The organism is Lactobacillus xujianguonis (assembly GCF_004009905.1).
In the GTDB taxonomy this organism is placed as follows: domain Bacteria; phylum Bacillota; class Bacilli; order Lactobacillales; family Lactobacillaceae; genus Lactobacillus; species Lactobacillus xujianguonis.
Genome location: NZ_ML136881.1, coordinates 13,378 through 36,789, shown reverse-complemented (window position 1 = coordinate 36,789; position 23,412 = coordinate 13,378). Strand labels below are relative to the sequence as shown.

Annotated in this window: 20 protein-coding genes; 17 read left to right on the top strand and 3 right to left on the bottom strand. The window is 37.1% G+C overall.

Translation table 11 applies throughout. From position 1 onward, the window contains the following. Nucleotides 1–37 precede the first annotated feature (37 nt). The gene (locus EJK17_RS05825) at nt 38–1,993 is read left to right on the top strand and encodes a glycoside hydrolase family 127 protein (RefSeq protein WP_127796277.1); all 1,956 of its coding nucleotides are present in this window, start codon (nt 38–40) and stop codon (nt 1,991–1,993) included. A 4-nt stretch (nt 1,994–1,997) separates the two neighbouring features. Next, nucleotides 1,998–3,446, top strand: a complete 1,449-nt coding sequence (locus EJK17_RS05820; protein WP_103661604.1) for an alpha-N-arabinofuranosidase — start codon at nt 1,998–2,000, stop codon at nt 3,444–3,446. Between the two features lie 61 nt (nt 3,447–3,507). On the opposite strand, the gene EJK17_RS05815 is transcribed toward EJK17_RS05820, so the two are convergent. Continuing rightward, nucleotides 3,508–4,119, bottom strand: a complete 612-nt coding sequence (locus EJK17_RS05815) for a hypothetical protein (protein ID WP_103661566.1) — start codon at nt 4,117–4,119, stop codon at nt 3,508–3,510. Nucleotides 4,120–4,341: 222 nt separating this feature from the next. Between EJK17_RS05815 and EJK17_RS05810 the strand changes: the two genes are divergently transcribed. From EJK17_RS05810 to EJK17_RS05755, 13 genes are all read left to right on the top strand, one after another. After that, nucleotides 4,342–5,685, top strand: a complete 1,344-nt coding sequence (locus EJK17_RS05810; RefSeq protein ID WP_103661565.1) for an ABC transporter substrate-binding protein — start codon at nt 4,342–4,344, stop codon at nt 5,683–5,685. An 83-nt stretch (nt 5,686–5,768) separates the two neighbouring features. Next, nucleotides 5,769–6,683, top strand: a complete 915-nt coding sequence (locus EJK17_RS05805) for a carbohydrate ABC transporter permease (protein ID WP_127796276.1) — start codon at nt 5,769–5,771, stop codon at nt 6,681–6,683. Nucleotides 6,684–6,697: 14 nt separating this feature from the next. Continuing rightward, on the top strand, nt 6,698–7,546 hold the full coding sequence (locus EJK17_RS05800; protein WP_103661563.1) for a carbohydrate ABC transporter permease: 849 nt from the start codon (nt 6,698–6,700) through the stop codon (nt 7,544–7,546). Between the two features lie 6 nt (nt 7,547–7,552). Next, nucleotides 7,553–8,230, top strand: a complete 678-nt coding sequence (locus tag EJK17_RS05795) for a YesL family protein (RefSeq protein WP_103661562.1) — start codon at nt 7,553–7,555, stop codon at nt 8,228–8,230. Nucleotides 8,231–8,306: 76 nt separating this feature from the next. Then, nucleotides 8,307–9,251, top strand: coding sequence for a glycoside hydrolase family 43 protein (locus tag EJK17_RS05790; protein ID WP_103661561.1), 945 nt, complete (start codon nt 8,307–8,309; stop codon nt 9,249–9,251). A gap of 16 nt (nt 9,252–9,267) precedes the next feature. Next, on the top strand, nt 9,268–10,761 hold the full coding sequence (arfA, locus tag EJK17_RS05785) for an arabinosylfuranosidase ArfA (RefSeq protein ID WP_103661560.1): 1,494 nt from the start codon (nt 9,268–9,270) through the stop codon (nt 10,759–10,761). 16 nt (nt 10,762–10,777) lie between these two features. Next, nucleotides 10,778–11,803 carry an aldose epimerase family protein gene (locus EJK17_RS05780; protein ID WP_103661559.1) on the top strand — a complete coding sequence of 342 codons (1,026 nt, stop codon included), beginning with the start codon at nt 10,778–10,780 and terminating at the stop codon, nt 11,801–11,803. 53 nt (nt 11,804–11,856) lie between these two features. Next, entirely contained in the window at nt 11,857–12,834 is a 978-nt protein-coding gene (locus EJK17_RS05775) for an aldo/keto reductase family protein (protein ID WP_127796275.1), read from the top strand. A 5-nt stretch (nt 12,835–12,839) separates the two neighbouring features. After that, entirely contained in the window at nt 12,840–13,298 is a 459-nt protein-coding gene (locus EJK17_RS12090; protein WP_342769169.1) for an oligosaccharide flippase family protein, read from the top strand. Continuing rightward, nucleotides 13,295–14,287 carry an oligosaccharide flippase family protein gene (locus tag EJK17_RS05770; RefSeq protein ID WP_342769168.1) on the top strand — a complete coding sequence of 331 codons (993 nt, stop codon included), beginning with the start codon at nt 13,295–13,297 and terminating at the stop codon, nt 14,285–14,287. The genes EJK17_RS12090 and EJK17_RS05770 overlap by 4 nt, the downstream gene beginning before the upstream one ends. Before the next feature lie 66 nt (nt 14,288–14,353). Beyond that, nucleotides 14,354–15,550 (top strand): glycoside hydrolase family 27 protein, encoded by a 1,197-nt coding sequence (locus EJK17_RS05765; protein ID WP_246011973.1) that lies wholly within the window; start codon nt 14,354–14,356, stop codon nt 15,548–15,550. A 14-nt stretch (nt 15,551–15,564) separates the two neighbouring features. Next, entirely contained in the window at nt 15,565–17,061 is a 1,497-nt protein-coding gene (locus EJK17_RS05760) for an MFS transporter (RefSeq protein WP_103661555.1), read from the top strand. Next, the gene (locus EJK17_RS05755; RefSeq protein ID WP_127796274.1) at nt 17,051–19,084 is read left to right on the top strand and encodes a beta-galactosidase; all 2,034 of its coding nucleotides are present in this window, start codon (nt 17,051–17,053) and stop codon (nt 19,082–19,084) included. The genes EJK17_RS05760 and EJK17_RS05755 overlap by 11 nt, the downstream gene beginning before the upstream one ends. A 141-nt stretch (nt 19,085–19,225) precedes the next feature. Here the strand turns inward: EJK17_RS05755 and EJK17_RS05750 are convergent, their stop codons facing one another. Then, nucleotides 19,226–20,338, bottom strand: a complete 1,113-nt coding sequence (locus EJK17_RS05750) for an ABC transporter ATP-binding protein (protein ID WP_103661553.1) — start codon at nt 20,336–20,338, stop codon at nt 19,226–19,228. A 233-nt stretch (nt 20,339–20,571) separates the two neighbouring features. Between EJK17_RS05750 and EJK17_RS05745 the strand changes: the two genes are divergently transcribed. Then, a complete protein-coding gene (locus tag EJK17_RS05745; protein WP_103661552.1) occupies nt 20,572–20,901 on the top strand; it encodes a hypothetical protein in 330 nt (109 codons plus the stop codon). Nucleotides 20,902–20,962: 61 nt separating this feature from the next. Here EJK17_RS05745 and EJK17_RS05740 read toward each other — a convergent pair whose 3' ends face one another. Next, nucleotides 20,963–21,799, bottom strand: a complete 837-nt coding sequence (locus tag EJK17_RS05740; RefSeq protein WP_103661551.1) for a PucR family transcriptional regulator — start codon at nt 21,797–21,799, stop codon at nt 20,963–20,965. Between the two features lie 184 nt (nt 21,800–21,983). Here EJK17_RS05740 and EJK17_RS05735 point away from each other — a divergent pair, with 184 nt between their 5' ends. Continuing rightward, nucleotides 21,984–23,300 carry a C1 family peptidase gene (locus tag EJK17_RS05735; RefSeq protein WP_103661550.1) on the top strand — a complete coding sequence of 439 codons (1,317 nt, stop codon included), beginning with the start codon at nt 21,984–21,986 and terminating at the stop codon, nt 23,298–23,300. The last annotated feature ends 112 nt before the right edge of the window (nt 23,301–23,412 follow it).

The window sequence follows — 23,412 nt, the reverse complement described above, 5'->3', positions numbered from 1 at the left end:
TTGAAATCGTTTACAATGATGTAGATTGGGGGGAAAGATGGTAGAAAATTTTAAAATTCGACAACTTAAAATTACTTCACCTTTTTGGCAACGATATCAAAAAATGGTCGCCCAGAAGGCAATTCCATTCCAATGGAAAATGATCTCAGATCAAGAAAAACCAGAAGTAACAAGTACGACAGTTGCCGGTGGTGCTTCTGATACAAGTAGTGCAATTAATAATTTGAAGATTGCTGCTGGGAAATTGAAGGGACACCATCATGGAATGATCTTTCAAGATACAGATGTTTATAAGTGGCTAGAAACAGTTGCTTATAGCTTGAAAAATTATCCTGATGAAAAATTAAAGCAACTTGCTGATCAAGTTGTTGACTTAATCGCGGATGCTCAAGCTCCAGATGGCTATTTATCAACTAGATATCAGATAGATACGCCTAACCTAAAATTTCAGCAACTGCAGCAATCTCATGAGCTTTACTCGATGGGACACTATATTGAAGCTGGGGTAGCTTATTACCAAAGTACAGGCAATAAAGCCGCGTTAACAATCGCTGAAAAAATGGCGGATTGTATTGCAAACAATTTTGGTCAAGAGAATGGGAAAATTCATGGCTATGATGGTCACCCAGAAATCGAGATGGCTTTAGCTAAACTTTACGATTGCACGCAAAATAAGAAATATTTAACTTTAGCTGACTATTTTGTCAAAATTCGTGGGACAGAACCTGATTTCTTCAGTCAACAAAATGCTAAAAATGATCTTAAGGACGATCCGTTCCCTGATATGCGACAAGCTAAAGATAATTATTTCTTTGATGACCGTCCATTAAAAGATGAAAAAATGGCGCAGGGACACGCAGTACGAGTTCTTTATTATTTAACTGGTGCAGCTCATGTAGCGCGTTTGACTAATGATAAAGAATTATTAGCTGCTACTAAACGCTTGTGGCAAGATATTACGCAAAGGCAAATGTATGTCACGGGCAATGTAGGTCAAACTGCTGTTGGAGAAGCATTTACATGTGACTATGATTTACCAAATCGAACTGATTATGGTGAAACCTGTGCCTCAGTAGCTATGACAATGTTTGCCAAGCAAATGTTAGCTAGTGATTTGTCTGGACAATATGGGGATGTAATTGAAAGAGAACTTTATAATGGCGCTTTAGCTGGAATTTCATTGGACGGAGAGCATTATTTCTATGCTAATCCACTAGAAATTGATGAAAACTCCCAATTTAATCCAGCTAGTTCGCACTTATCAATGCGGCGTTTGTCATGGTTCTCCTGTGCTTGTTGCCCAGCTAATATCACCCGTTTAATTGCCAGTTTGTCAAAGTATATTTATGATTATAATGATAAAGATAAATATATTTTACTAGATCAATTAATTTCTAACCAAGTTGAATTAGGTAATGGCATCAAAGTTGAGGTAAAAAGCGACTTGCCGTGGCAGGGAACAGTTAAGATCCACTTTTCAATTCCTGCAGGTGAAGAACTTAACTTTAAAGTGCGCATCCCTTCATGGAGTGAGCAAACAAGTTTTAAGTTAAATAACCATGAAATTAAGATGGCGATTACTGACGGGATCGCTTCTTGCACAATTGCAGAAGATGCCGAGTTAGAAATGAATTTGGATTTAAGCGTGCGTCAAATCACTGCTAATCCATTGGTGGTTGCGGATCAAGGCAAAGTTGCCTTCAGTCGTGGACCGATCATTTATTGTGCTGAAGAAGTCGATAATCCAGGTAATTATGCGGCTTACAGTATTTCAAACAACTCTAAGCTAAGTTCAGAATTTGAAAGCAATTTACTTGGTGGAGTTACTACCTTGCAAGTTGATAATGCACAATATTCTGAAATGGATAAGCTGTACAGTAAGCAAGCCGATGTCAAAAAGCAAAAAACAACAATGAAGTTAATACCTTATTATGCTTGGGCTAACCGTGAGAAAGGTTCAATGCATGTTTGGATCAGACAAAGTGAGGATTAAGAAAATGACAAAGATAATTGATATTCAAGATAAAAAGGCAGGTACTAAGTTGTCCAAATACTTACAAGGACAATTTAGTGAACACTTAGGAACTGGAATCTATGGTGGTATTTGGGTAGGCAAAGATAGCGAGATTGAAAATGTCCGCGGCATTCGTAAGGACGTTGTTGATGCCCTTAAAGAAATTAAGGTACCTGTTTTACGCTGGCCAGGTGGTTGGTTCTCAGATATCTATCACTGGAAAGACGGAATTGGTGAAAACCGCCGTCCATTGTTTAATACCAGTTGGGGTGGCTCTTTAGAGAGTAATGAATTTGGTACGAATGAATACTTTGATTTGTGCGAACAAATTGGAGCTGAATCATACTTGAACGTTAATATGTCTAGTGGAACCATTCATGAGATGACTGATTGGCTTGAATATATTACTGCTCCTGTTGGTCCAATGGCTGAATTAAGAGCCAAGAATGGGCATGAAAAGCCATGGAAATTGCGCTTTGTTGGTGTAGGTAACGAAGAGTGGGGTGAAGACGGTCAAATGACGCCGGAATTCTACTCTGACTTGTATCGATTATGGCAATGTTTCGTTCGTCAGTACGATGCTGATCAAAAGCCTTTATTTAAAGTTGGGTGTGGACCAAACATTGATGACTTTAATTGGACTAATGTTGTCATGGAAAAGGCCAGTCAATTTATGGATGGCCTTAGCTTACACCATTATGGTTTAACAGATCTTTGGGACAAGAAGGGCTATGCTACTGGCTTTGAACCAAAAGAATGGGATTCACTTCTTTACAGTATCCGGAAGATGGATTACTTCATCCATGAACACGGCTTAAGAATGGCTCACTGGGATCCTGATCATCGCGTTAAATTAATTGTTGATGAGTGGGGAGACTGGCTTCACAATGATCCAGGTACTAACCCAGCTCACTTACGTCAGCAAAATACGATTAGGGATGCTGTCATGGCAGCTACTACGCTGAATATCTTTGCCAAACATGCTGATTTGGTAGGGATGGCTAATATTGCTCAAACAGTTAATGTTTTGCAATCAATGATCTTAACTGATGGTAAGCATATGATTTTAACACCAACTTACTATGTCTTTGATATGTATAAGTATCACCAAGATGCTGATTTGATTGAGGCTTATAGTGATAATGGCGATCCAATTAACTACACCATCTCAGAAAAAGATGGCAATTATATTGTTTCAGTCTGCAACACTGATAAAGAACAAAGTAACAATGTAACTATTAAGTTTGCTGGCAAGGTTAATAAGCCGAGCTACAGCAAAGTTTTGCATGCAGATGAAATAGATGCCTGCAACACCTTTGATGATCCAGAGCATGTTAAATTGGCTGAATATCAAGATTATCAAATCAAGGACAATTCATTGGAAGCTGCTTTAAAGGATAAGAGCATCGTAACTATGATTATTCCTAAGTAAAGTTAAGAAGAGCAAATAAAAAGGCCCAAGTAAGAACTTATCTCTCACTTGGGCCTTTTTGCTATTGTAAATTATTCAATAATTTAATAGCTTCTTTTGCGTGTTCGCCTTTTGTTGGCAAACACAAGATATCATCATTTGCGTTAATAGTTTTCTTAAAGACTGGTACCAATCTAGCTTTGATGGCAACTGGTTTTTGACCGTTATAAATTAGATCTTTTTTACTATAATGACGGACAAATTTATTAGGTAAGGCGTTAAAGCCTTTCTTTTGCTTATTTAGTTGTTTGAATTGCTTTAGATTAGTTACTAATACATCTACTTGGCCAGCAGACAAAACACTTTGTAATTTCATCTCATCAGCAATCTTTTTAGTTGAACCACTCATTATTTGTACTGATTCGCGCTTATTGAAGTGGTTAACACCTAAGATTTGATTTAACTTGTTCTGAATTGGCTCGTTTGGTCCAGAAGTTATTGTTTTTTCAGTTGTAAAAACAGCAACGTTAAGAACTGGTTTGGTTCTGGAAAGAATTGAACCACCAAAGAAGGCGATACATGCAATACAAAAGATTGTAATGATAATTCCTGCTTTATAGGCGTAGAGTAGGTATTTAATCTTATCAATTAGCTTGGTTCTTTTAGCTAATTCATCATGAACGGCAGTTTTCATAAAAGTCATCCCTTAATTTGTTTAATTGTTATGTTCAGTTTATAACAATTTAGCATGCCTTACAATACGACTTTAGCAAGTAATCAGACAATTTGTGAACAAATTTGAAATAACTTGCCAAAATTTATTGACAAATTTAAAAAGACTGCTAGTATTATAAGTGTAATCACTGAAAGCGCTTTAAATCTTTAAAACGTGTATAAGTTGTAGGAGGATTTAATAATGAATAGTAAATGGAGAAAAGTAGCTCTTGTTGGAGCCTCATTACTTGCAGCCTTTTCTTTAAGTGCTTGTGGTAATAAGAGTAATTCTGAGCCAACTAAGACTAAAGATGGTAAAACTATCGTTACGTATTGGACTTTCACCCAAGTGCACACCAAGTACTGGCAGCAAGCCGCTAAGCTTTGGAACAAGGAACACCCAAAGCAACAAATTAAGTTAAAGACGACTGTATTACCATTCGCACAAGAAAACGAAAAGTTAACTACTGCCTTACAAGGTGGTAGTGGTGCACCAGATATCGTTGATATCGAATTAGGTCAAGCTGCTATTCAATTAAAGAACAAGAAGCCACCTTACTTACCATTAAACAAGGAATTAGCTCCTTATAAGGACAAGTTGATTCAATCAAGATTGGACAACTATAAGAAAGATGGTAAATACTACGGACTTGACTACCACGTAGGTACGGTTGTAACTTACTACAACACTGATTTGCTTAAGAAGGCCGGTGTAAACTACAAGAACATTAAGACCTGGAAGCAATATACTGATGCTGGTAAGCAAGTTAAGGCTAAGACTGGCAAGTACATGACTTGGTATTCACCAAATGCTAACTTCCAATGGTACGCACAAATTTCACAACAACATGCTGATATGTTCAACAAGTCATTCACAAAGCCAAATGTTAACAACCCAGCTGCTGTAAGAGCATTGCAAATGGGTCAAGACTGGATCTACAAGGACAAGATTGCTAGAAAGAGTCCAGGTGGTAACATCGATAACGACCAAGCTTATGCACAATTTAACAAGGGTAATGTTGCTTCAGTAACTATGCCAGCATGGTACATGAGCCGGATGGTAAGCTTCATGCCTAAGTTAAAGGGCAAGATTGCTATTGCTCCAATGCCTGTCTTTGAAAAGGGTAACCGTACTTCAGCCGATGGTGGTGGTACTGCTACTATGGTAACTAACCAAACCCCTAAGGCTTCACAAAGCCTTGTTAAGAAGTTTGTTGTCTTCGGTAAAGCTAACAAGACAATGGCAGGTAAGCAATGGAGTTTGCTTGGATTTGACCCAATCCGTAAGGATGTTTGGACTTCACCAGTTGTTAAGGAAGACAACCAATACACAAGATACTTTGGTAAAGGAATCTTTGATGTCTTAGTTAAATTACAAGATCAAACTGGCCACGTAACTACTACTAATAAGAGATCACCAGCTTTGAACGATTACTTGTTAAGATACACCTTGCCTAACGTAATTGGTAAAGGTAAACCAACTGCTAAAGTTGCCTTGAATCAAGCTCAAAAGGCTTTAACTAAGCAATTTAAGACTCAAAATTAGGTTTAAGGAAGTAATGGAACTCGCTAATCGTTAATAAAGATGGAGTTCCATTATTTTTTAGAAAATAAAAGGAGCGAGAAAAAATGAATGATTCAGTAGCTGGAAGCGTTCCTCGCAAAAAGACTATCAACTGGCAAAAAGTTGCTCCATATTTATTTGTTCTACCATTCATCATTTCGTTCTTACTCTTCTCGGTATACCCATTCTTCTCGGCTATCAAGATGAGTTTTGAACAAGTTAATGGTGTTGCCAATTCAACTTGGATTGGTATGACTAACTATAAGCAATTGTTTGCAATGACAGAATTCAAAGCAGCTTTGTGGAACGTCTTACGTTATACAATTTGGACATTAGTAATTTTGATTCCATTACCAATGTTTGTTGCTTTCATTATTAACCGTAAAGGTACACCTCTGACAGGCTTCTTCAAGTCAGTTTACTTCGCACCAGTTTTAACTTCAACAGTTATCGCTGGTTTGATCTTCAGATATGCTTTCAGTTCAGACAAGACCGGTGTATTTAACCAATGGTTAGCAGCAATTCACCTTGGACCACTTGATTGGTTGGAAGAAGCACATACTGCTATGTTCGCTTTGGTTATCATTTGTGTATGGCGTTGGATTGGTGTTAATGCGATTTACTTCCTTTCAGGTTTGCAAGGCATTTCACCTGACTTGTACGAAGCTGCCGACATGGATGGTGCCAACGGTTGGCAAAAATTCTGGTATATTACCATTCCAATGTTGAAACCAATTACTATTTATGTTTTGACTATTTCAATTCAAGCTGGTTTCTCACTATTCAATGAATCATACGTATACTGGGGTTCCGAATCACCAAACAACATTGGTACTACTTTAGTAACCTTAATTTATAAGACGGCCTTCACTGATGGTAACTTTGGTTTATCATGTGCCGTCGGGGTAATGCTATTTATCATTGTAACTGTGGTAAATGCTATTCAAACTAAGTTAATGGGATTGTACGATAAAGATTAGAGAGGAGAATAATTATGCACAGCATAAAAAAGCAAAACATTATCAATAATACGTTAGCTTTTATTTTCTTAGCAATAATTGCTATCGCAGTCCTAATTCCGTTCTACTTTATGATTATTTCTTCATTTAAGAATGTACAAGATATCTTCTCCAATGGGTTGAACGTAAATCTTGACTTTTCTAAGATGAATCTTAATAACTATAAATCATTATGGACTAACAGAAATGGGATTTACTGGTTATGGTATCGTAACTCATTAGTAATTACGATTGTGCAAACTGTTTTAGTTTTAATTTTCACTTCAATGGTTGGATATGGCTTAGCCATGTATAACTTTAAAGGTCGTAATGTGATCTTCGTCATCGTCTTAGTAATGATGATGTTCCCAGGTGATGTTTTAACTATTCCTATGTATGAATTAATTACTAGATTAGGTTTATTGAACACTTACGCTGGTGTTATCTTACCAGGGATTGTCCCGGCCGGAACGATCTTCTTCTTTAGACAGTTCTGTATGGGACTTGCACCAGACTATGCTGAATCTGCACGACTTGATGGTTGTGGTGAATTCAGAATTTTCTGGCAAATCTATTTACCATTGATGAAACCAGCCTTTGGTGCGATGACAATTTTGACAACGATGGGTGCTTGGAATGCATTCTTATGGCCTTTGATTGTTATGAAGTCAGATACAAACTTCGTTATTCCAGCAGGTTTGATGTCAGCCATGACACCTTACGGTAACAACTACCAATTATTGTTCGCTGGTTCAGTAATGTCTGTTTTACCAATTATGCTTGTCTTCATCTTCAACCAAAAGGCCTTCCAAGACGGCTTCGTTGTTGGTGGTGTGAAGGGATAATCTATTATGAATCAACATCGAAAGAATTTTATCTATACTGGTATCCAAATTGCATGGCGCTTAATTTTAGGAAATATCTTTTTCCTAATTAGTAATTTAGTATTATTAATCTTAAGCTTCAGTGTTAAGTTTACCTTAATGACGACAATCTTCTATTTAGTTGCTTCCATTACGGTATTCCCCTCTCTAGTTGCTTTAGTTAGTTATTTACGTAATGACGAAGTTGAAGACAAAATAGGATTAGGTGCTAAAGTTTATTTCAATAGTTTTAAAGACGCTTTTAAGACAGGTTGGCAAAGTGGACTAATTTATGAAGTTGTAATTATCTTCTTGTTGGTTGATATTGCCTCTGCTAATAAGTTAATGAAGAATGGTCAATTCTTCTTACCATTATTAATGTTGTTAGTTGTTCTAACTCTTATTCATGCGATGTGGAACCTATTAGTTCAAAATTACTTTTATGTTGATTTAAAAGAAGGATTTACCTTTGCAACAAAATTATTAATGAAAAAACCACTTGTTTCATTGATGATGATACTTTTGATTTTTGGGGATTACATTTCTTTTAAGATGTTTCCGCAATACGCAGTTTTATTCATCATTCCTTTGACTGCTTATGTTCTTTGGAAAATGACTTTGAAAGATTTTACATTGCTCAAACAAGAAGTAGTTATTAAAAAGTAAAACGCGAGATTTTTATAACGGTGAAAATTTGAGTAATTCAGGTTTTCGCCGTTTATTTTTAGGAGGATTTTATTAAATGAATACGCCATTAGTAGAAAAAAGAGCGGATCCATGGGTATATTTACACACAGATGGTTACTACTATTTCTGTGGTTCTGTACCAGGTTATCAAGTAATTGAACTTCGTCGGGCTAAGAAGTTAACCGATTTGAAGAACGCAGAAACTGTTAACATTTGGCATGCACATGATGAAGGCCCAATGAGCAAATTAATTTGGGCACCGGAGTTACACTACTGGCAAGGAAAGTGGTGTATCTACTTCGCTGCTTCAGATGATGAAAATGTCAGAGATGCTAAGCATCACCACAACATTTTTGTTTTAGAAGGTGAAGGGGATAACCCATTAACGGCTAAATGGACTGAAAAGGGGCAAGTTAAAACCCACCAAGATAGCTTTTCACTTGATGCGACTGTCTTTGAACATAATGGTGATCTCTATATGTGCTGGGCTCAACTTGAACCAGCAATTCATAATAATTCTAACTTGTTTCTAGCTAAGATGAAGAATCCTTGGACGATTGAAGGAAAGGAATTATTATTATCAATTCCAGAATATCCGTGGGAACAAGTTGGCTTCAAAGTTAATGAAGGTCCTGCAGAAATCACTCATGGGAATAAGGTAATTATTACTTATTCTGCTAGTGCTACTGATGAAAACTATGTAATGGGCATGCTTTGGGCTGATAAAGATGCTGACTTATTGGATGGCTATTCATGGCATAAGTCAACCGAACCAGTCTTTAAGAGTGCTGCCGAAAACAAACTATGGGGACCAGGACATAACAGTTTTACCAAGTTAAATGGTAAAGATGTTTTGATTTATCATGCTCGTCCATATACGCAAATTGATGGTGATCCGCTGGATAATCCAGACCGCCATGCATATGCCAAGTACTTCACTTGGACTGACGAAGGTTTACCAGACTTTGGTAAGCCAGGGGATGAAAATCAAATTCAATAAATAGAGGAAGAAAACAATGAAAGCAAAACTTACTTTAGATAAATATGCACCAATTAGTAAAGTTGATCCACGTGTGTACGGTTCATTCATTGAACATTTAGGTCGTGCAGTTTACGACGGTTTGTATAATCCTGAGGCAAAAACGGCTGACAAAGATGGTTTCAATCAAGAAGTCATCGACTTAGTAAAAAAGTTAAATGTCCCAATTATTCGTTATCCTGGTGGTAACTTTGTTTCAGGTTTTAATTGGGAAGACTCAGTTGGTCCTAAAGAAGACAGACCACGTCGTCTTGACTTAGCTTGGCGCAGTATTGAGACTAATCAATTTGGTTTACACGAATTTGAAAAATGGGCCAAAAAGGTTAACTCAAGTACGATGATGGCTGTTAATATGGGAACCCGTGGAATTGATGCGGCCCGCCATTTAGTTGAATACTGCAATTTTCCTAAAGGTACCGCTTATAGTGATTGGCGGCGCAAAAATGGTGCCGAAGAACCATTCAACATCAAGACTTGGTGCGTGGGTAACGAAATGGATGGTCCATGGCAAATTGGTCACAAGACAGCCACTGAATATGGTCGCGCTGTTAACGAAACTTCTAAGGCCATGAAGCTGGTTGATGATAGTATTGAAACCATTGCTTGTGGTAGTTCAGCTTTGGATATGCCAACTTTTGGTAGTTGGGAAAGTACTGTCCTTGATGAAAGTTATGATAATATTGATTACCTTTCATTACACCGTTACTACGGAAATCAAGAAAATGATACGCCAAATTATTTAGCTAAAGGTTTAGACTTAGATGAATTTATTTCTGGCGTGGTTGCAATTTGTGATTCCATTAAGGCAAGAAAGCATAGTAAGAAGTCAATTAACTTGTCACTGGATGAATGGAATGTTTGGTACCACTCTAATGAACAAGATGCTAATAATAAGCCATGGCAAGTTGCACCACACTTATTGGAAGATATTTATAACTTTGAAGATGCCTTGTTAGTTGGTTCATTATTGATTACCATTTTGAAGCATGCAGACAGAGTGAAGATTGCCTGCTTAGCACAATTGGTTAATGTGATTGCGCCAATTATGACAGATGAAAAAGGTCATGCTTGGGCTCAATCGATTTTCTACCCATTCATGCAAGTTTCTAACTATGGTCGCGGAACTGTTTTAACTCCAATTCAAAGTTCTACGACTTATTCTTCAAAAGACTTTGAAAATGTGCCATATCTTGATAGTATTGCAGTAGTAGATGATTCTGAAAGCGCTATAACTGTCTTTGCTTTAAACCGTTCTTTAGATGAGGGAATGGACTTACATCTTAATGCTGGTGACTATGAATTTGCCGGTTTAAAGGAAGCCACGCAATTTGCTGGTTATGATATGAAGCAAACTAACGAAGATGGTGCTATGAAGATCGTTGCTAATGACAATGTTTCAGTAACAAGTTCCGGTGCAGATGTTAAATTAGCTCCTGCTTCTTGGAACATGATTCGCATTAATTTGAAGTAGAAGAAGGTAAGTAGTAATGAAAACAATGATTCGCAAATATGGCATGATGGGGACCAAAGATCTCTGTGAAATCACTTTAATCAATGATAATGATGTTCATGCTACTATTTTGAATTATGGGGCAACACTAGAAAGATTTGAAATTCCCACCCCAACAGGTCGAGAAAATATCATCATGTCTTTGGAAACGCCTGAAAACTACAGCAAGGAAAGAAACTACTTAGGTGGTACAGTTGGCCGAGTAGCTGGACGAATTCGCCGCGGGCTATGGCATCATGATCACACCTTTACTAAGTTACCAATCAACGAAGGAGAAAACTCACTTCACGGTGGTGGTGATCATGGTTTAGATAATCGACCATGGGATTTTAGAACTGCATGTGATGACCACAGCGCTAAAGCAATTTTTACTTTGTATGATCCTGATGGTTCCAACAATTATCCAGGCAATATGAAAATTATGGTTACCTATGAATTAGATAACGATAATAATTTGCACTATAACATCACTGCCTATACTGATAAAACAACTTTATTCAATCCAACTAATCACACTTACTTCAGATTGGATGGGCCACACGCAAATGTTGAAGATTTAAAGATGCAAATTAATGCTGACTACTATGTACCAGTAGATGACACAACAATGCCAGTTGAAGGAATAAGAAAAGTTGACAATAGTGTCTTTGACTTCAGAAAAGCTAAGCGTTTGGGTGATGTAATTAATGATAAGAAAGAGCATCAAATTGCTGTTCGTGGCGGTTTAGATCATCCATTTATTTTAAATGGTAATGGTCCAGCTGCTGTCATTGAATCAGCTAAATCAAAACGAAAGTTGACTATGACAACCGATGCACCATCAGTTGTTGTCTTTACTGCTAACGGCTTTAATCACCAAGGTGCGATGCGGAATTTGGGTAATCACGATGGTGTTACTCTTGAAGCTCAAGTTGCTCCGGAAATGGGAGCGGATTTAGATGCTTTTGTTTTAGTACCAGGTGAAAAATTCGAGCGTAATGTTAATTGGCATATTGATTATTAATTAGATGGAAAAGGCCCGAGGGAAACCTTGGGCCTTTTTTAAAAGGTGAAATTATGAAATATCGAAATGTGGGAAAATCAGGTTTAAAGATTAGTGAGATTGCTCTTGGGAGTTGGATGACCGATTTAAGTGGTACTGCCCAAGAAGAAACAGCAAAAGAGATTGTTGATTTGGCCTATGAAAATGGCGTAAATTTCTTTGACTGTGCTGATGCTTATAGTGCTGGTGGTGCTGAGAAATTTTTAGGTAAGGTTTTGAAACAATATCCCCGGCGAGAATTGGTCATTTCTAGTAAAGTCTTTTACCCAACAGGTAATGGCATTAATGATCGCGGACTTTCGCGCAAGCATATTTTTGACAGTATCGATCGTAGTTTAACTAATCTTCAGACTGAGTATTTAGATATGTACTTCTGCCATCGTTATGATGAATCTACTCCAATGGAAGAGACGCTCAGAGCAATGAGTGATTTGGTTGATCAAGGCAAAGTGTTGTATTACGGCGTCAGCGAAGAGTGGGGTAGTGCTCGGATTGAAAAGGCTGAACGAATTATTCGTGAGGAGCATTTGCATCCCTTAACCGTGGTGCAACCACAATACAACATGATGGATCGTTATATTGAAAACTCAATTATTGCTACTTGTCGTGATTATGGTATTGGCTTAACGACCTTTTCTCCTTTATCACAAGGTTTGCTAACCGGTAAATATAAAAAAGGACAACCGTTGCCTAAGGGTTCACGGGCTACTCATCAAGCAGATCATCAGATTAATAAAATGTTAACGGATGAGAATTTAGATAAAGTGGCTAAACTAAGTAAAATGGCTGAAGAATTAGGCACCAATATGCCAATTATGGCTATGGCTTGGATTCTGCAACGTCCTGAAATTAGTTGTGTCATTGCCGGTGCTTCCAAGCCAAGTCAATTGCAAAATAACTTAAAGGCATCAGGCTTTGTAATCCCTAAAGATGCCATGAAAGAAATTGATCAAATTTTGGACTTTCATCGCTTTGAACGTCATGTTGGATAAAGAAAATGAAAACTGGAAAATCGTTAACAGTTAATGCGCTGTTAAATGGCTTAAGAAGTATCATTAACCTCTTATTTCCACTAATTACTTTACCGTATGTTCTAAGAGTTTTATCTGTTGATGGGATTGGGATTTATAATTTTTCAAATACCTACGTTAATTATTTTTTGCTGTTAGCAGGACTTGGAGTAGCTACTTATGCTGTCCGTGAAGGGGCCAAATACCGTGATGATCAGGCCAAGATAGGTGAATTTGCCAGTCAGGTTTTTACGATCAATATGATTGCCACTCTTGGTGCATATTTACTCTTAATTTTGAGTTTGCTGATCTTTGGTAATCTTCATAATTACGTTTCTTGTATTTTGATTTTCAGTTTACAGTTGTTCTTTACGACTTTAGGAACTGATATGAGGATTTCTCCTACATCACGGTTAGAAGTATTGCCTTTCAGGTTCTATCGATGATTCTGTTGTTTGTGATTGTGAAGAAACCAAATGACTATTTGCTCTATGCAGGAATTACGTTTTTTGCTAGTGTTGGGGCTAACCTGCTGAATTTTTTGCATGCTAAGAAATATTGTCAGATTAAGTTAGTTAAAAAGACCAACTGGCAGTATCATTTAAAGCCAATTTTGACCATTTTTGCTTCTGCAGTGGCCGTTACTCTGTATGTTTCTTCTGATACGACTATTTTAGGTTTATTAAAAGGTGAACACGCCGTTGGGATTTATAGCGTCTCAGTGCGAATCTATAATCTAGCTGAAGGTTTAATTAGTGGCATCTTGGTTGTCACAATTCCGCGGCTGGCAATGTTATTAGGTAAAAGACGACTGAAAGAATATCACATCGTCCTTAGTAAAGTAATTAATGCTCTCTCTATGTTGGTCTTACCAGTCTCTGTGACTGTCATTATGCTCAGTAAAGAAGTTATCTTGTTAATTGCTGGACCAAAATATTTGGAATCAGTTAATTCTTTAAGGATCATCACGTGGGCAATTATCTTTTCCATTTTTAGTTGGATTTTTAACCAATGTGTGTTGATTCCTGCGAAAAGAGAAAATCTTTCTTTACGAAATACGCTCATTACGGGGATTGTTAATGTGGCTTTGAACTTTATCTTAATTCCTATTTGGTCTTATGATGGGACTTCTTTAAGTACGGTTATTGCAGAATTCATGGTCATGAGTCTTAACATCGGTTCAACATGGGATATCATTAAACCAATTATTTTAGCGAAATCGACAGTCAAAAATATTATTTCTTCAGTGGTAGGCTGCTTAGGTATTGTAGTAGTTTATTTCATCTGTAAACTGCTTTGTCCGCAATTAGTTTTACGGACCATCTTAGTCATTGTCATTTCCATGATTATTTATCTGACAACTTTGTTTTTGTTTAAGAATGAGATTGCCTTTTTGATGTTAGATAAATTGAAGAATAGATTTGGAAGAAAATAGAAAGTGATGATATTGAATGCAAGATTTTAGAAAATATGCTCCTGTGCCGCCTAAAGGCTGGAACAGTTGGGATGTTTATGGGCGTCTGTCAGAGAAGATGAGGTAAAAAGAAATGCGCAATATTTGGCCAAGTATTTGCAAAAATATGGCTATAACTATGTGACAGTTGATATTCAATGGTATGAACCCACAGCGGACTCTGCGGATTATCATAATTTTGCGCCCTTATTGATGGATCAATATGCCAGACTAATCCCAGATCCAATCCGCTTTCCTTCTGCTAAAAATGGCCAAGGCTTTAAGTCATTAGCTGATTATGTACATAGTTTAGGGTTAAAATTTGGCCTTCACATGATGCGCGGAATACCACGACAAGCAGTTTATCAAGATATTCCAATTAAAGGAACTCATAAAACAGCAAGAGAAATTGCTGCTAATAATATCTGTCCCTGGAATAGTGATATGTTTGGCGTAAATGTTGCTTTGCCCGAAGGACAGGCATATTACAATTCGGTCATGGATTTGTATGCCTCATGGGGTGTTGACTTTATCAAATGTGATGACATTGCCTATTCAAGAAATTTACGTGATACACATTTGGCAGAAGTCCATGCCTTAAGAAAAGCGATTGATCAAACAGGGAGAGCAATGGTACTATCTTTGTCTCCTGGTCCAGCTCCACTAAAGCATGCTTCCTTCTTTCAGCAAAACGCCAATATGTGGCGAATTACGGATGATTTTTGGGATCAATGGGAACTACTACTTAAGATGTTTGATCGAGCCAATGAATGGTCACCAATTTCTCGTTTGGGTAATTGGTCGGATTGTGATATGTTGCCATTAGGACATTTGGCGTTACGCTCGGTAGATGGTGAGCGTTACACCCGTTTTACTCGCGCAGAACAACGCACCATGTTGACGTTATGGTCGTTGTTGCAGTCACCATTGATTATTGGTAGTGAGTTACCTGATCTTGATGAGGGCACTTTGGCCTTATTGACACAACCCGACATTCTTGAAATGGATAATGAAGGGCTAGAAAAGGAACAAATTTACCGTGATGCTCAGATGGTTGTCTGGAAAAGTCGGACCAATAAGCATCATTATACTGCTCTTTTCAATTTATCTGAGCAAGAGTTAGAGCTTAATGATTCTATATTGGCTAAATTTAAAATTTCTGATCAAGCTATTGATGTCTGGTCTAAAGAGCCGGTTTCCGGGATGCAATTAGGTAAGCATGATGTATGTTTAGTTAAAAGATAAGATTAGGCTAACCAATGTTTAATAAAATTGCAAAGAGAGTATATCAGAAACGAGAAATCACTTTACTCACAGCAGTGTCCTTTGGCTGTACTGACTTTATGGGTGGTGGTGCCCAAGCAGTAATTAGTGCCTGGTTACTCTATTTTTACGTTAGATATTGTAATTTGTCAGCTACGCAAGCAGCTTTAATTGTGAGTTGTGGTCAGATTGTATCAGCTGTTTCTGGCGTACTAATTGGTGGAATTTCTGATAATTTTGGTCAGACTAAATGGGGTAAAAAATATGGTCGTCGCCACTTTTTTATTTATCTTAGTGCACCGTTAATGTTTACTTTTGCTTTGATGTGGCTAGCCGAGCAGAATTTCTGGTATTATTTATTAATTTATTGTTCCTTTTGTGTCATCTCAACAGTAATGATTCCCTATCAAACTTTGCCAACTGAGATGACCAATCAATATGATGAACGAACTAAACTTTCAACAGCGAGAATGTTTTTCTCTTCTATTGCCGGTAGTTTAGCGACTTTTATTCCAGGTCAATTATTTAAAATTTTAGGTACAAGAACGGCTTTGCCATTCTTTATTAACGGTTTGATTTTTAGTACAATCTTTTGCTTAGCTTTATTGATTACCGCTTGGAATACATGGGAATTGCCAGTTAGTTCGTTAACGATGCCAGTCTCTGATAAACGTAAAAATATTTTGATGCTTATCAAGGACTACTTAAGTTTCTTTAAAGTGAAAAGCTGTCGCCAGCATTTTGGTATTTATTTAGCTTCCTTTACTGGGCGTGACATGGTTAACATGGTCTTTACCTTCTTTTGTCTATATTGCTTGCATTTGACTGCTACTGATGCAGCCAATTTAATGGCTTTGTCAATTGTAGGAATTGTGGTGACCTTAGTTGGTGGGTATTTATTTACTCGCATTAGTCCTAAAAGACTGTATGAATTAGCTTACATGGTGATTCTGCTTGCAATATTAGCTTTTTATTTGATCTATCAATTTAAGTTTAAACAGGTTTTATTATTGATGTATCTTGCGATGTTGGTTTATCAAATTGCTTCGTCATTAGTGGGCTTTGTACCATGGCAAGTGTATGCTTTTTTGCCTGATATCGATGAAATAGTAAGCGGTGAAAATCGGGCTGGCAGTCTTGCATCCCTGATTAATTTGCTTCGTAATTCAACATCTGCGCTGGTAACGGTTTTAGTCGGCATCTTTCTGGATCAAAATGGTTTTGTGAAAGGTGCAAATGTGCAAAGCCTGTCTGCCAAGAATGCAATTTTAGAAGTGATGTTGATGGGGGCTTTGTTAATCATCTTAGCTTGGTTAATTGCAACGAGATTTAATTTAAATAAAACCAGTCATCAGCTGATTACCCGTGAAATCGAGCGCTTAAAAAATGGTGGTCAAAAAGAAGACGTTGATCCTCAAACCAAAGCAGTTGTTGAGGATCTGACGGGAATTAAATATGAAAATACGTATAGAAAGCAAAAAAATGAAGAATGAATTAACTAAGTTTTTGTATGGTGGCGATTATAATCCAGAACAATGGCCAGCAGAAGAGATGAGTGAGGATATCAAGGTTTTTAAAGAAGCTAAAATCAATTCCGCTACCATCAATGTCTTTTCGTGGGCTTTACTTGAGCCAGAAGAAGGCAAATATGATTTTAGTAGATTAGATAAAATTATTGATGAGCTCTCAGAAGCAAATTTTCAGATTGTTTTAGGGACTTCAACAGCAGCAATGCCAGCTTGGATGTTTAAGAAATATCCTGATATAGCACGAGTTGACTATTATGGCCAGCGTCATGTTTTTGCCAAAAGAGAAAATTTTTACCCAAACAGTTCGAATTATCAACGTCTAATGCGTAGTTTAGTGACTGAACTTGCTAAACGTTACAGTAAAAATTCTCATATTGTTCTTTGGCATATTAATAATGAATACAGCGGTAACTATGATGGTAATTGTTACTGTGACAAATGTGCAAAAGAGTTTAGAAGTTGGTTAAAGCAAAAGTATCATACTCTTAAACATTTGAATGAGGCTTGGAGTATGAATGTATGGAGTCATACTCTCACTGATTGGGATCAAATCATGGCTCCTAATAAATTAGGTGATGAGTGGGGTGCAGTTGAAGGCAAAGAGACGATTGTTCCAGGTCTATCAATTGATTACTTTAGATTCCAATCTGAAAGTATGAAAAAGCTGTATATCATGGAGAGAAACATCATCAAAGCATATCATCCTGATGCTCTTGTAACGACTAATTTTCATGGTACACCATTAAAAACCATTGATTATCAAGCATGGGCCAAGGAAGAAGATCTGGTTTCTTTTGATAGTTATCCTACATATAATGAACCAAGTTATAAAGCAGCTTTTGTTTATGATTTGATGAGAAGCTTAAAACAAAAACCCTTTTTGTTAATGGAATCAACCCCGTCTCAGGTTAATTGGCAAAAATTCAGTCCATTGAAACGGCCAGGTCAAATGGCAGCAACGGAATTTCAAGCAATTGCTCATGGTGCTGATTCGGCTCAATTCTTCCAATTAAAACAAGCAAAAGGCGGTTCTGAGAAGTTTCATAGTGCAGTTATTGCTCACTCAAGACGAACAGATACCAGAGTCTTTTGTGAAGTAAAGCAATTAGGTGATATTTTAGCCAAAGTCGGGTCAACTATTAAAGGCTCAACTTCGTCTGCTAAAGTTGCACTTTATTTTGATTGGAACAATTATTGGGCTTTTGAATATATCGATGGCATTATTCCTAAACAAAGTTATGTAGCAGTGATGCTCAAATATTACCGGGTATTTTATGAACGAAATATTGCTGTTGATGTGATTGGAGCAGATGCTGACTTTAGTAAATATGATTTGATTGTCGCTCCCGTGTTGTATATGTTGGATCTTAATTTGGCGGATAAATTCAAATCTTATATTGCGCATGGTGGTAATTTAGTTACTACTTATCTTTCTGGCATGGTTGATTTATCTGATAATGTTTATTTAGGTGGATATCCAGGGCCGTTGAAACATTTAACAGGGATGTGGGTTGAAGAAAGTGATGCGGTTGTGCCGGAGCATCAAGTCAAAGTGAAATTTAAAAACGGTAAGGTATGCAACTTTGATTTAATTTGTGATTTGATTCGGTTAAACGGTGCAAAAGTACTTGCAACTTATGATTCTGAATTTTATCAAGGAATGCCTGCGATTACGAAAAATACTTATCAGAATGGACATGTCTGGTATCTAGGGGGTCAATTAGATCAGGCAGGTATGACTAACTTCTTTGATAAAATTATTGAAGAATTAAAGTTGCCAATTTTAGCTGATTCTATAAATGGAGTAGAAGTTACGAAGAGAGTCACTAAAAGTGGTTACGCATTATTCTTTGTTTTAAATATGACAAATGAAGTTAAACCATTACCACAAAAGTTTTTAACTGGTTATCATGATTTGCTTGGTAAGCACAAAGTTGTAGCTGATTTAAAACCGTGGGCAATAAAAAATTTTGTGAAGAATAACTAATAAGATTTTTCATTTTTAAAAATTCCTTCTATAATTTAGTAAAATTATATCAAGAAAGATAAGCCAAAATAAATAGCAGACTGCATCAATTTAATGCAATCTGCTATTTTAGTTGTTTAGAATTTAGTGGGGAAGATAAATTTAATTATCCAAAGTTATTTGAGATTCTGGATCGAAGAAGTGTGCCTTGTTCATTTCAAAGCCCATCTTAACCTTAGCACCTGGTTTAGTGAAGTCACGAGCATCAACCTTAGATACCAATTCAGTGTTACCAACCTTGCAGTAAAGTTGAGTTTCAGCACCCAAAAGTTCAGAAACAACAACAGTTGCTTCAACAACGTTTTCTGGGAAGCTTTCAAGGAAGACTTGTTCAGTGTGAACGTCTTCTGGACGGATACCGAAGATTAATTCCTTACCTTCGTAACCCTTTTCCTTCAAGATATTAAGTTTACCTTCTGGAACTGGAATTTCGAAGTCATGGTTGTCCTTGTCGATAATCTTGCCGTCTTTCAAAATTACGTGGAAGAAGTTCATCGCAGGTGAACCAATGAATCCAGCAACAAAGACGTTAGCAGGCTTGTTGTAAACTTCCATTGGTGAACCAACTTGTTGTTGAACACCATCTTTAATAATAACGATTCGGTCGGCTAAAGTCATGGCTTCAGTCTGGTCGTGAGTTACGTAGATGGTAGTAGTGTTCAATTGTTGGTGCAACTTAGCAATTTCGGCACGCATTGAAACACGAAGCTTAGCATCCAAGTTTGATAATGGTTCGTCCATTAGGAAGATAGGAGCATCCCGGACGATCGCACGTCCCAAAGCAACACGCTGACGTTGACCACCAGACAAAGCAGCTGGCTTACGGTTTAAGTATTCAGTTAAGCCCAAAATCTTAGCAGCACGATCAACACGCTTCTTAATTTCGTCCTTTGGGTATTTTCTTAATTTCAAACCAAAGCTCATGTTGTCGAAGACACTCATGTGTGGGTACAAAGCGTAGTTCTGGAATACCATGGCGATGTCACGGTTCTTTGGAGCAACATCGTTCATAACCTTACCACCGATCTTCAAGGTACCTTTGGTGATATCTTCCAATCCAGCGATCATTCTCAAAGTAGTTGACTTACCACAACCTGAAGGACCAACGAAAACGATGAATTCCTTGTCGTCAATGTGTAAGTTGAAGTCTGTTACTGAGTATTTGTCATTACCTTTATATTTTTTGTATACGTGATCTAAATCTACTTTAACCATTTTTTTGATGTCCTTTCAAAACCTTATACTTAGATTATATTGAAACCGCTTTCTACAAAATAGCAAAAGTTGCACAAATTATTTGATCATTTTTTGTGCAGTTTGTATTTATATGGAATTTGTTAAAAAGATTAATTTAAAGAATTCTCTAGGTCGTCTTATTTGGTTATTTCTCAAAAAAGATACATACTGAATGTGAAAAAGTTGAGTTTAAACGAAAGGATTGAAATCAAATGGACGATTATGTAATTGATTTTTCTTCATTAAGTTACTTAAAGCCGGAAACTTTAGCGATTATGAAGTTATTGGTTAAGAAATATAACGAGAGCAAAGACGATGATGTTCTTCAAGATGGTGTGGTCGTTGATTTCGATGAATTAGCTAAAGCAGCTAAGATTCCAACAGATAAATTGCCAGATGAGGTCTTCAAAGATTTAGATGCGCAGAAAAATGAATACGATGAAGAAAAGCGCAGTTATGAACCACTGGTAACAAGCGTGTTGGCTGATGAAGAAGATCGCAAGTTTAGAATCATTGTTAACCACCGGTTATTTGAATTCTAATTGTTTCTTATATGTTGAAAGCACAAAAAAGGCAACGTCTAGTAAAATGACGTTGTCTTTTTTAAATGATTGCTAAGTAAGCTAGCAACAAGTCATCCATTTGCTTAAGATCAAGGCCGAGTTGCTGCTTAACCTTATCGATATGATACATCAAGGTATTTCGATGCAAATACAAATCTTTAGCAGTTGAAGAGATATTGCCTTGATTTTTATATAATGCCTTAATGATTTCAGGCAGTTGTTTATCCTTGATGATTTCCTTATGATAGTAGCGAATAATGTTACTTTGTCTGAGGGCTTTTTTGGTAAAGAAGGGTAAGGCGATGTTAGAAAAGGTGATGACAGAAGATGAAGAATTAGTAATTTCTTCTTGGAAAAGGTAGCTTTCTTCGTTGAAGTATTGCACTAATTGCTCAGTGTCTGGCCAAGGATGTCCAATGTAGGCTCTTGAGTCAATGCCAGTATCGTCGGCCACTGTTTGGACAATTCCAATAAAATCGTCAGCGGAATAGCTAGTTTTTTCATTATATTGTTCAACCAAACAGAAATTATCTTCTTTTAAAGCAAATGAAGCCAGAATTTGCGTATTGAACATATTCTTAATTGCTTCTAACCATAGTTGATGATCTTCTTGCTCACCGGTGCAGGCAAAGAAAAGGAAGCGAACTTTTCCAGTAAATTCAGGCTTATTGCCATTTGATTGCAAATACTGTTGCCATGGACCTTGATGTTGATTCAATGGCTTAGCAAGAAGAGCATTGATGATGTCTTTTTCGCGGTCAGAAATCTTAGGAATTACTAACCATTGATTTTGATATGGAAAAGAAAACTCAGTGTCATCTTTTTCAGGTTGTAATTTTGCTGTGGGAAATAGCGCCTTAATTTTGTTAAGTTCCATGCTAAGCCTCTTTCTTTATGAACTATCTGCAATTATTATACTTTACTAAATTAAAAAAGATAGTTGAGTGCAGTTAATTAATGCTAAATATCTTTGTAATTACTTTGCTAAAAGCCTAAAGTGCGATAATATTAAAAGTAACTAAAAAAATGATAAAAGCAAATTAGGAAAAGAGGAATAATTAATGACTGAATTAACAGAACAAGAACTTGAAGCCTTTTCTGCCGATTTCAACAAGAACAAGGACACTCAAATCGCTTCCCGTGCTGCTCGTCGTAGCGGCTTACTTGAAGCTTCTTTTAACGATCGTGTTTCTGAACGCCAAAACCATGTTTTCTCAACTGAATTAGACATTGGTGATGTTACTGATCAAAAGCATTCTGGTCGTTGTTGGGAATTTTCAAGTTTAAACATTTTACGGCACTACTTCGGTAAGAAGTATCACGTTAAGAACTTTACCTTCTCACAAGCTTTTAACTTCTTCTGGGATAAGATTGAACGTGCTAATGCCTTTTACAACAAGATGATTGAACTTGGTGTAAAGCCATTAGATGATCGAGAAGTTGACGAATGGTTAGGCTTTGCTGGTCAAGACGGTGGTTTATGGCAAATGGCTGTTAACTTATTCAAGAAGTATGGTGTCGTTCCTTCATACGCTATGCCAGAAAGTTTTAATTCTAATAACACAACTGCTTTGATTGATTCTTTGGCACGTAAGGAAAGAAAAGACGCCTTGGTTTTGCGTAAATTAGTCCAAGAAGGCAAGTTTGATGAAGCTGAAAAGACCAAGAAACAATTCTTGAACGAAGTTTACCGCATGGTGGCTGTTGCTTTGGGTGAACCACCTAAGAAGTTTGACCTTGAATACCGTGATGATGATAAGAAGTATCACTTGGAAAAGGATTTAACTCCTCGTCAATTTATGCAAAAGTACTTGGGCGACTTCCCATTTGATGACTATGTTGTTTTGCTCAATAGTCCTAACTTTGAATATGGCAAACGTTACCACCAAGGCATTTACGATAACGTCGCTGGTGGTGGTCAAATCGTTGGCTTGAACTTACCAATTGAAGATTTAGCTCAAGCTGCCGTTGCTCAATTGAAGGGCGGCGACCCAGTAATGTTTGGTAACGATGTCTTGAAGCAAATGGAAAGAAAGACTGGTTTTCTTGATACTGAACTTTACAAGACTGATGACTTATTCCACGTTAATACGCAAATGAGTAAGGCTGATCGTTTGGCAACAGGTGAAGGCTCCGCAACTCACGATATGACCTTAGTTGGTGTCGATGAAGATCATGGTGAGATTATTAAGTGGAAAGTAGAAAATTCATGGGGCGACAAGTTCGGTGATAAAGGTTTCTACAGTGCCAGTCATGAATGGTTCAAGGAATATGTTTACGATGTAATTGTGAACAAGAAGTACTTGAGCAAGGATCAATTAGCATTGCTTGATCAACCTGCAATTGATTTGAAACCTTGGCAACATATTGGCTTATAGAGATACCTTAGAGTCTAGGAAAATATTTTCCTAGACTCTTTTGGCATTCTCCATTCCAGAATTATCGTGGTCAGAAACAGAAATAGCCGACTATAGTTACGAACACGAATTA

What these genes read in the sequence shown, in the direction of transcription:
- arfA (WP_103661560.1), top strand. Translation starts at nt 9,268, where the DNA reads ATGAAAGCAAAACTTACTTTAGATAAATATGCACCAATTAGTAAAGTT.
- EJK17_RS05735 (WP_103661550.1), top strand. Translation starts at nt 21,984, where the DNA reads ATGACTGAATTAACAGAACAAGAACTTGAAGCCTTTTCTGCCGATTTC.
- EJK17_RS05775 (WP_127796275.1), top strand. Translation starts at nt 11,857, where the DNA reads ATGAAATATCGAAATGTGGGAAAATCAGGTTTAAAGATTAGTGAGATT.
- EJK17_RS05825 (WP_127796277.1), top strand. Translation starts at nt 38, where the DNA reads ATGGTAGAAAATTTTAAAATTCGACAACTTAAAATTACTTCACCTTTT.
- EJK17_RS12090 (WP_342769169.1), top strand. Translation starts at nt 12,840, where the DNA reads ATGAAAACTGGAAAATCGTTAACAGTTAATGCGCTGTTAAATGGCTTA.
- EJK17_RS05770 (WP_342769168.1), top strand. Translation starts at nt 13,295, where the DNA reads ATGATTCTGTTGTTTGTGATTGTGAAGAAACCAAATGACTATTTGCTC.
- EJK17_RS05800 (WP_103661563.1), top strand. Translation starts at nt 6,698, where the DNA reads ATGCACAGCATAAAAAAGCAAAACATTATCAATAATACGTTAGCTTTT.
- EJK17_RS05740 (WP_103661551.1), bottom strand. Translation starts at nt 21,799, where the DNA reads ATGGAACTTAACAAAATTAAGGCGCTATTTCCCACAGCAAAATTACAA.
- EJK17_RS05760 (WP_103661555.1), top strand. Translation starts at nt 15,565, where the DNA reads ATGTTTAATAAAATTGCAAAGAGAGTATATCAGAAACGAGAAATCACT.
- EJK17_RS05780 (WP_103661559.1), top strand. Translation starts at nt 10,778, where the DNA reads ATGAAAACAATGATTCGCAAATATGGCATGATGGGGACCAAAGATCTC.
- EJK17_RS05790 (WP_103661561.1), top strand. Translation starts at nt 8,307, where the DNA reads ATGAATACGCCATTAGTAGAAAAAAGAGCGGATCCATGGGTATATTTA.
- EJK17_RS05750 (WP_103661553.1), bottom strand. Translation starts at nt 20,338, where the DNA reads ATGGTTAAAGTAGATTTAGATCACGTATACAAAAAATATAAAGGTAAT.
- EJK17_RS05745 (WP_103661552.1), top strand. Translation starts at nt 20,572, where the DNA reads ATGGACGATTATGTAATTGATTTTTCTTCATTAAGTTACTTAAAGCCG.
- EJK17_RS05805 (WP_127796276.1), top strand. Translation starts at nt 5,769, where the DNA reads ATGAATGATTCAGTAGCTGGAAGCGTTCCTCGCAAAAAGACTATCAAC.
- EJK17_RS05815 (WP_103661566.1), bottom strand. Translation starts at nt 4,119, where the DNA reads ATGAAAACTGCCGTTCATGATGAATTAGCTAAAAGAACCAAGCTAATT.
- EJK17_RS05810 (WP_103661565.1), top strand. Translation starts at nt 4,342, where the DNA reads ATGAATAGTAAATGGAGAAAAGTAGCTCTTGTTGGAGCCTCATTACTT.
- EJK17_RS05755 (WP_127796274.1), top strand. Translation starts at nt 17,051, where the DNA reads ATGAAGAATGAATTAACTAAGTTTTTGTATGGTGGCGATTATAATCCA.
- EJK17_RS05820 (WP_103661604.1), top strand. Translation starts at nt 1,998, where the DNA reads ATGACAAAGATAATTGATATTCAAGATAAAAAGGCAGGTACTAAGTTG.
- EJK17_RS05795 (WP_103661562.1), top strand. Translation starts at nt 7,553, where the DNA reads ATGAATCAACATCGAAAGAATTTTATCTATACTGGTATCCAAATTGCA.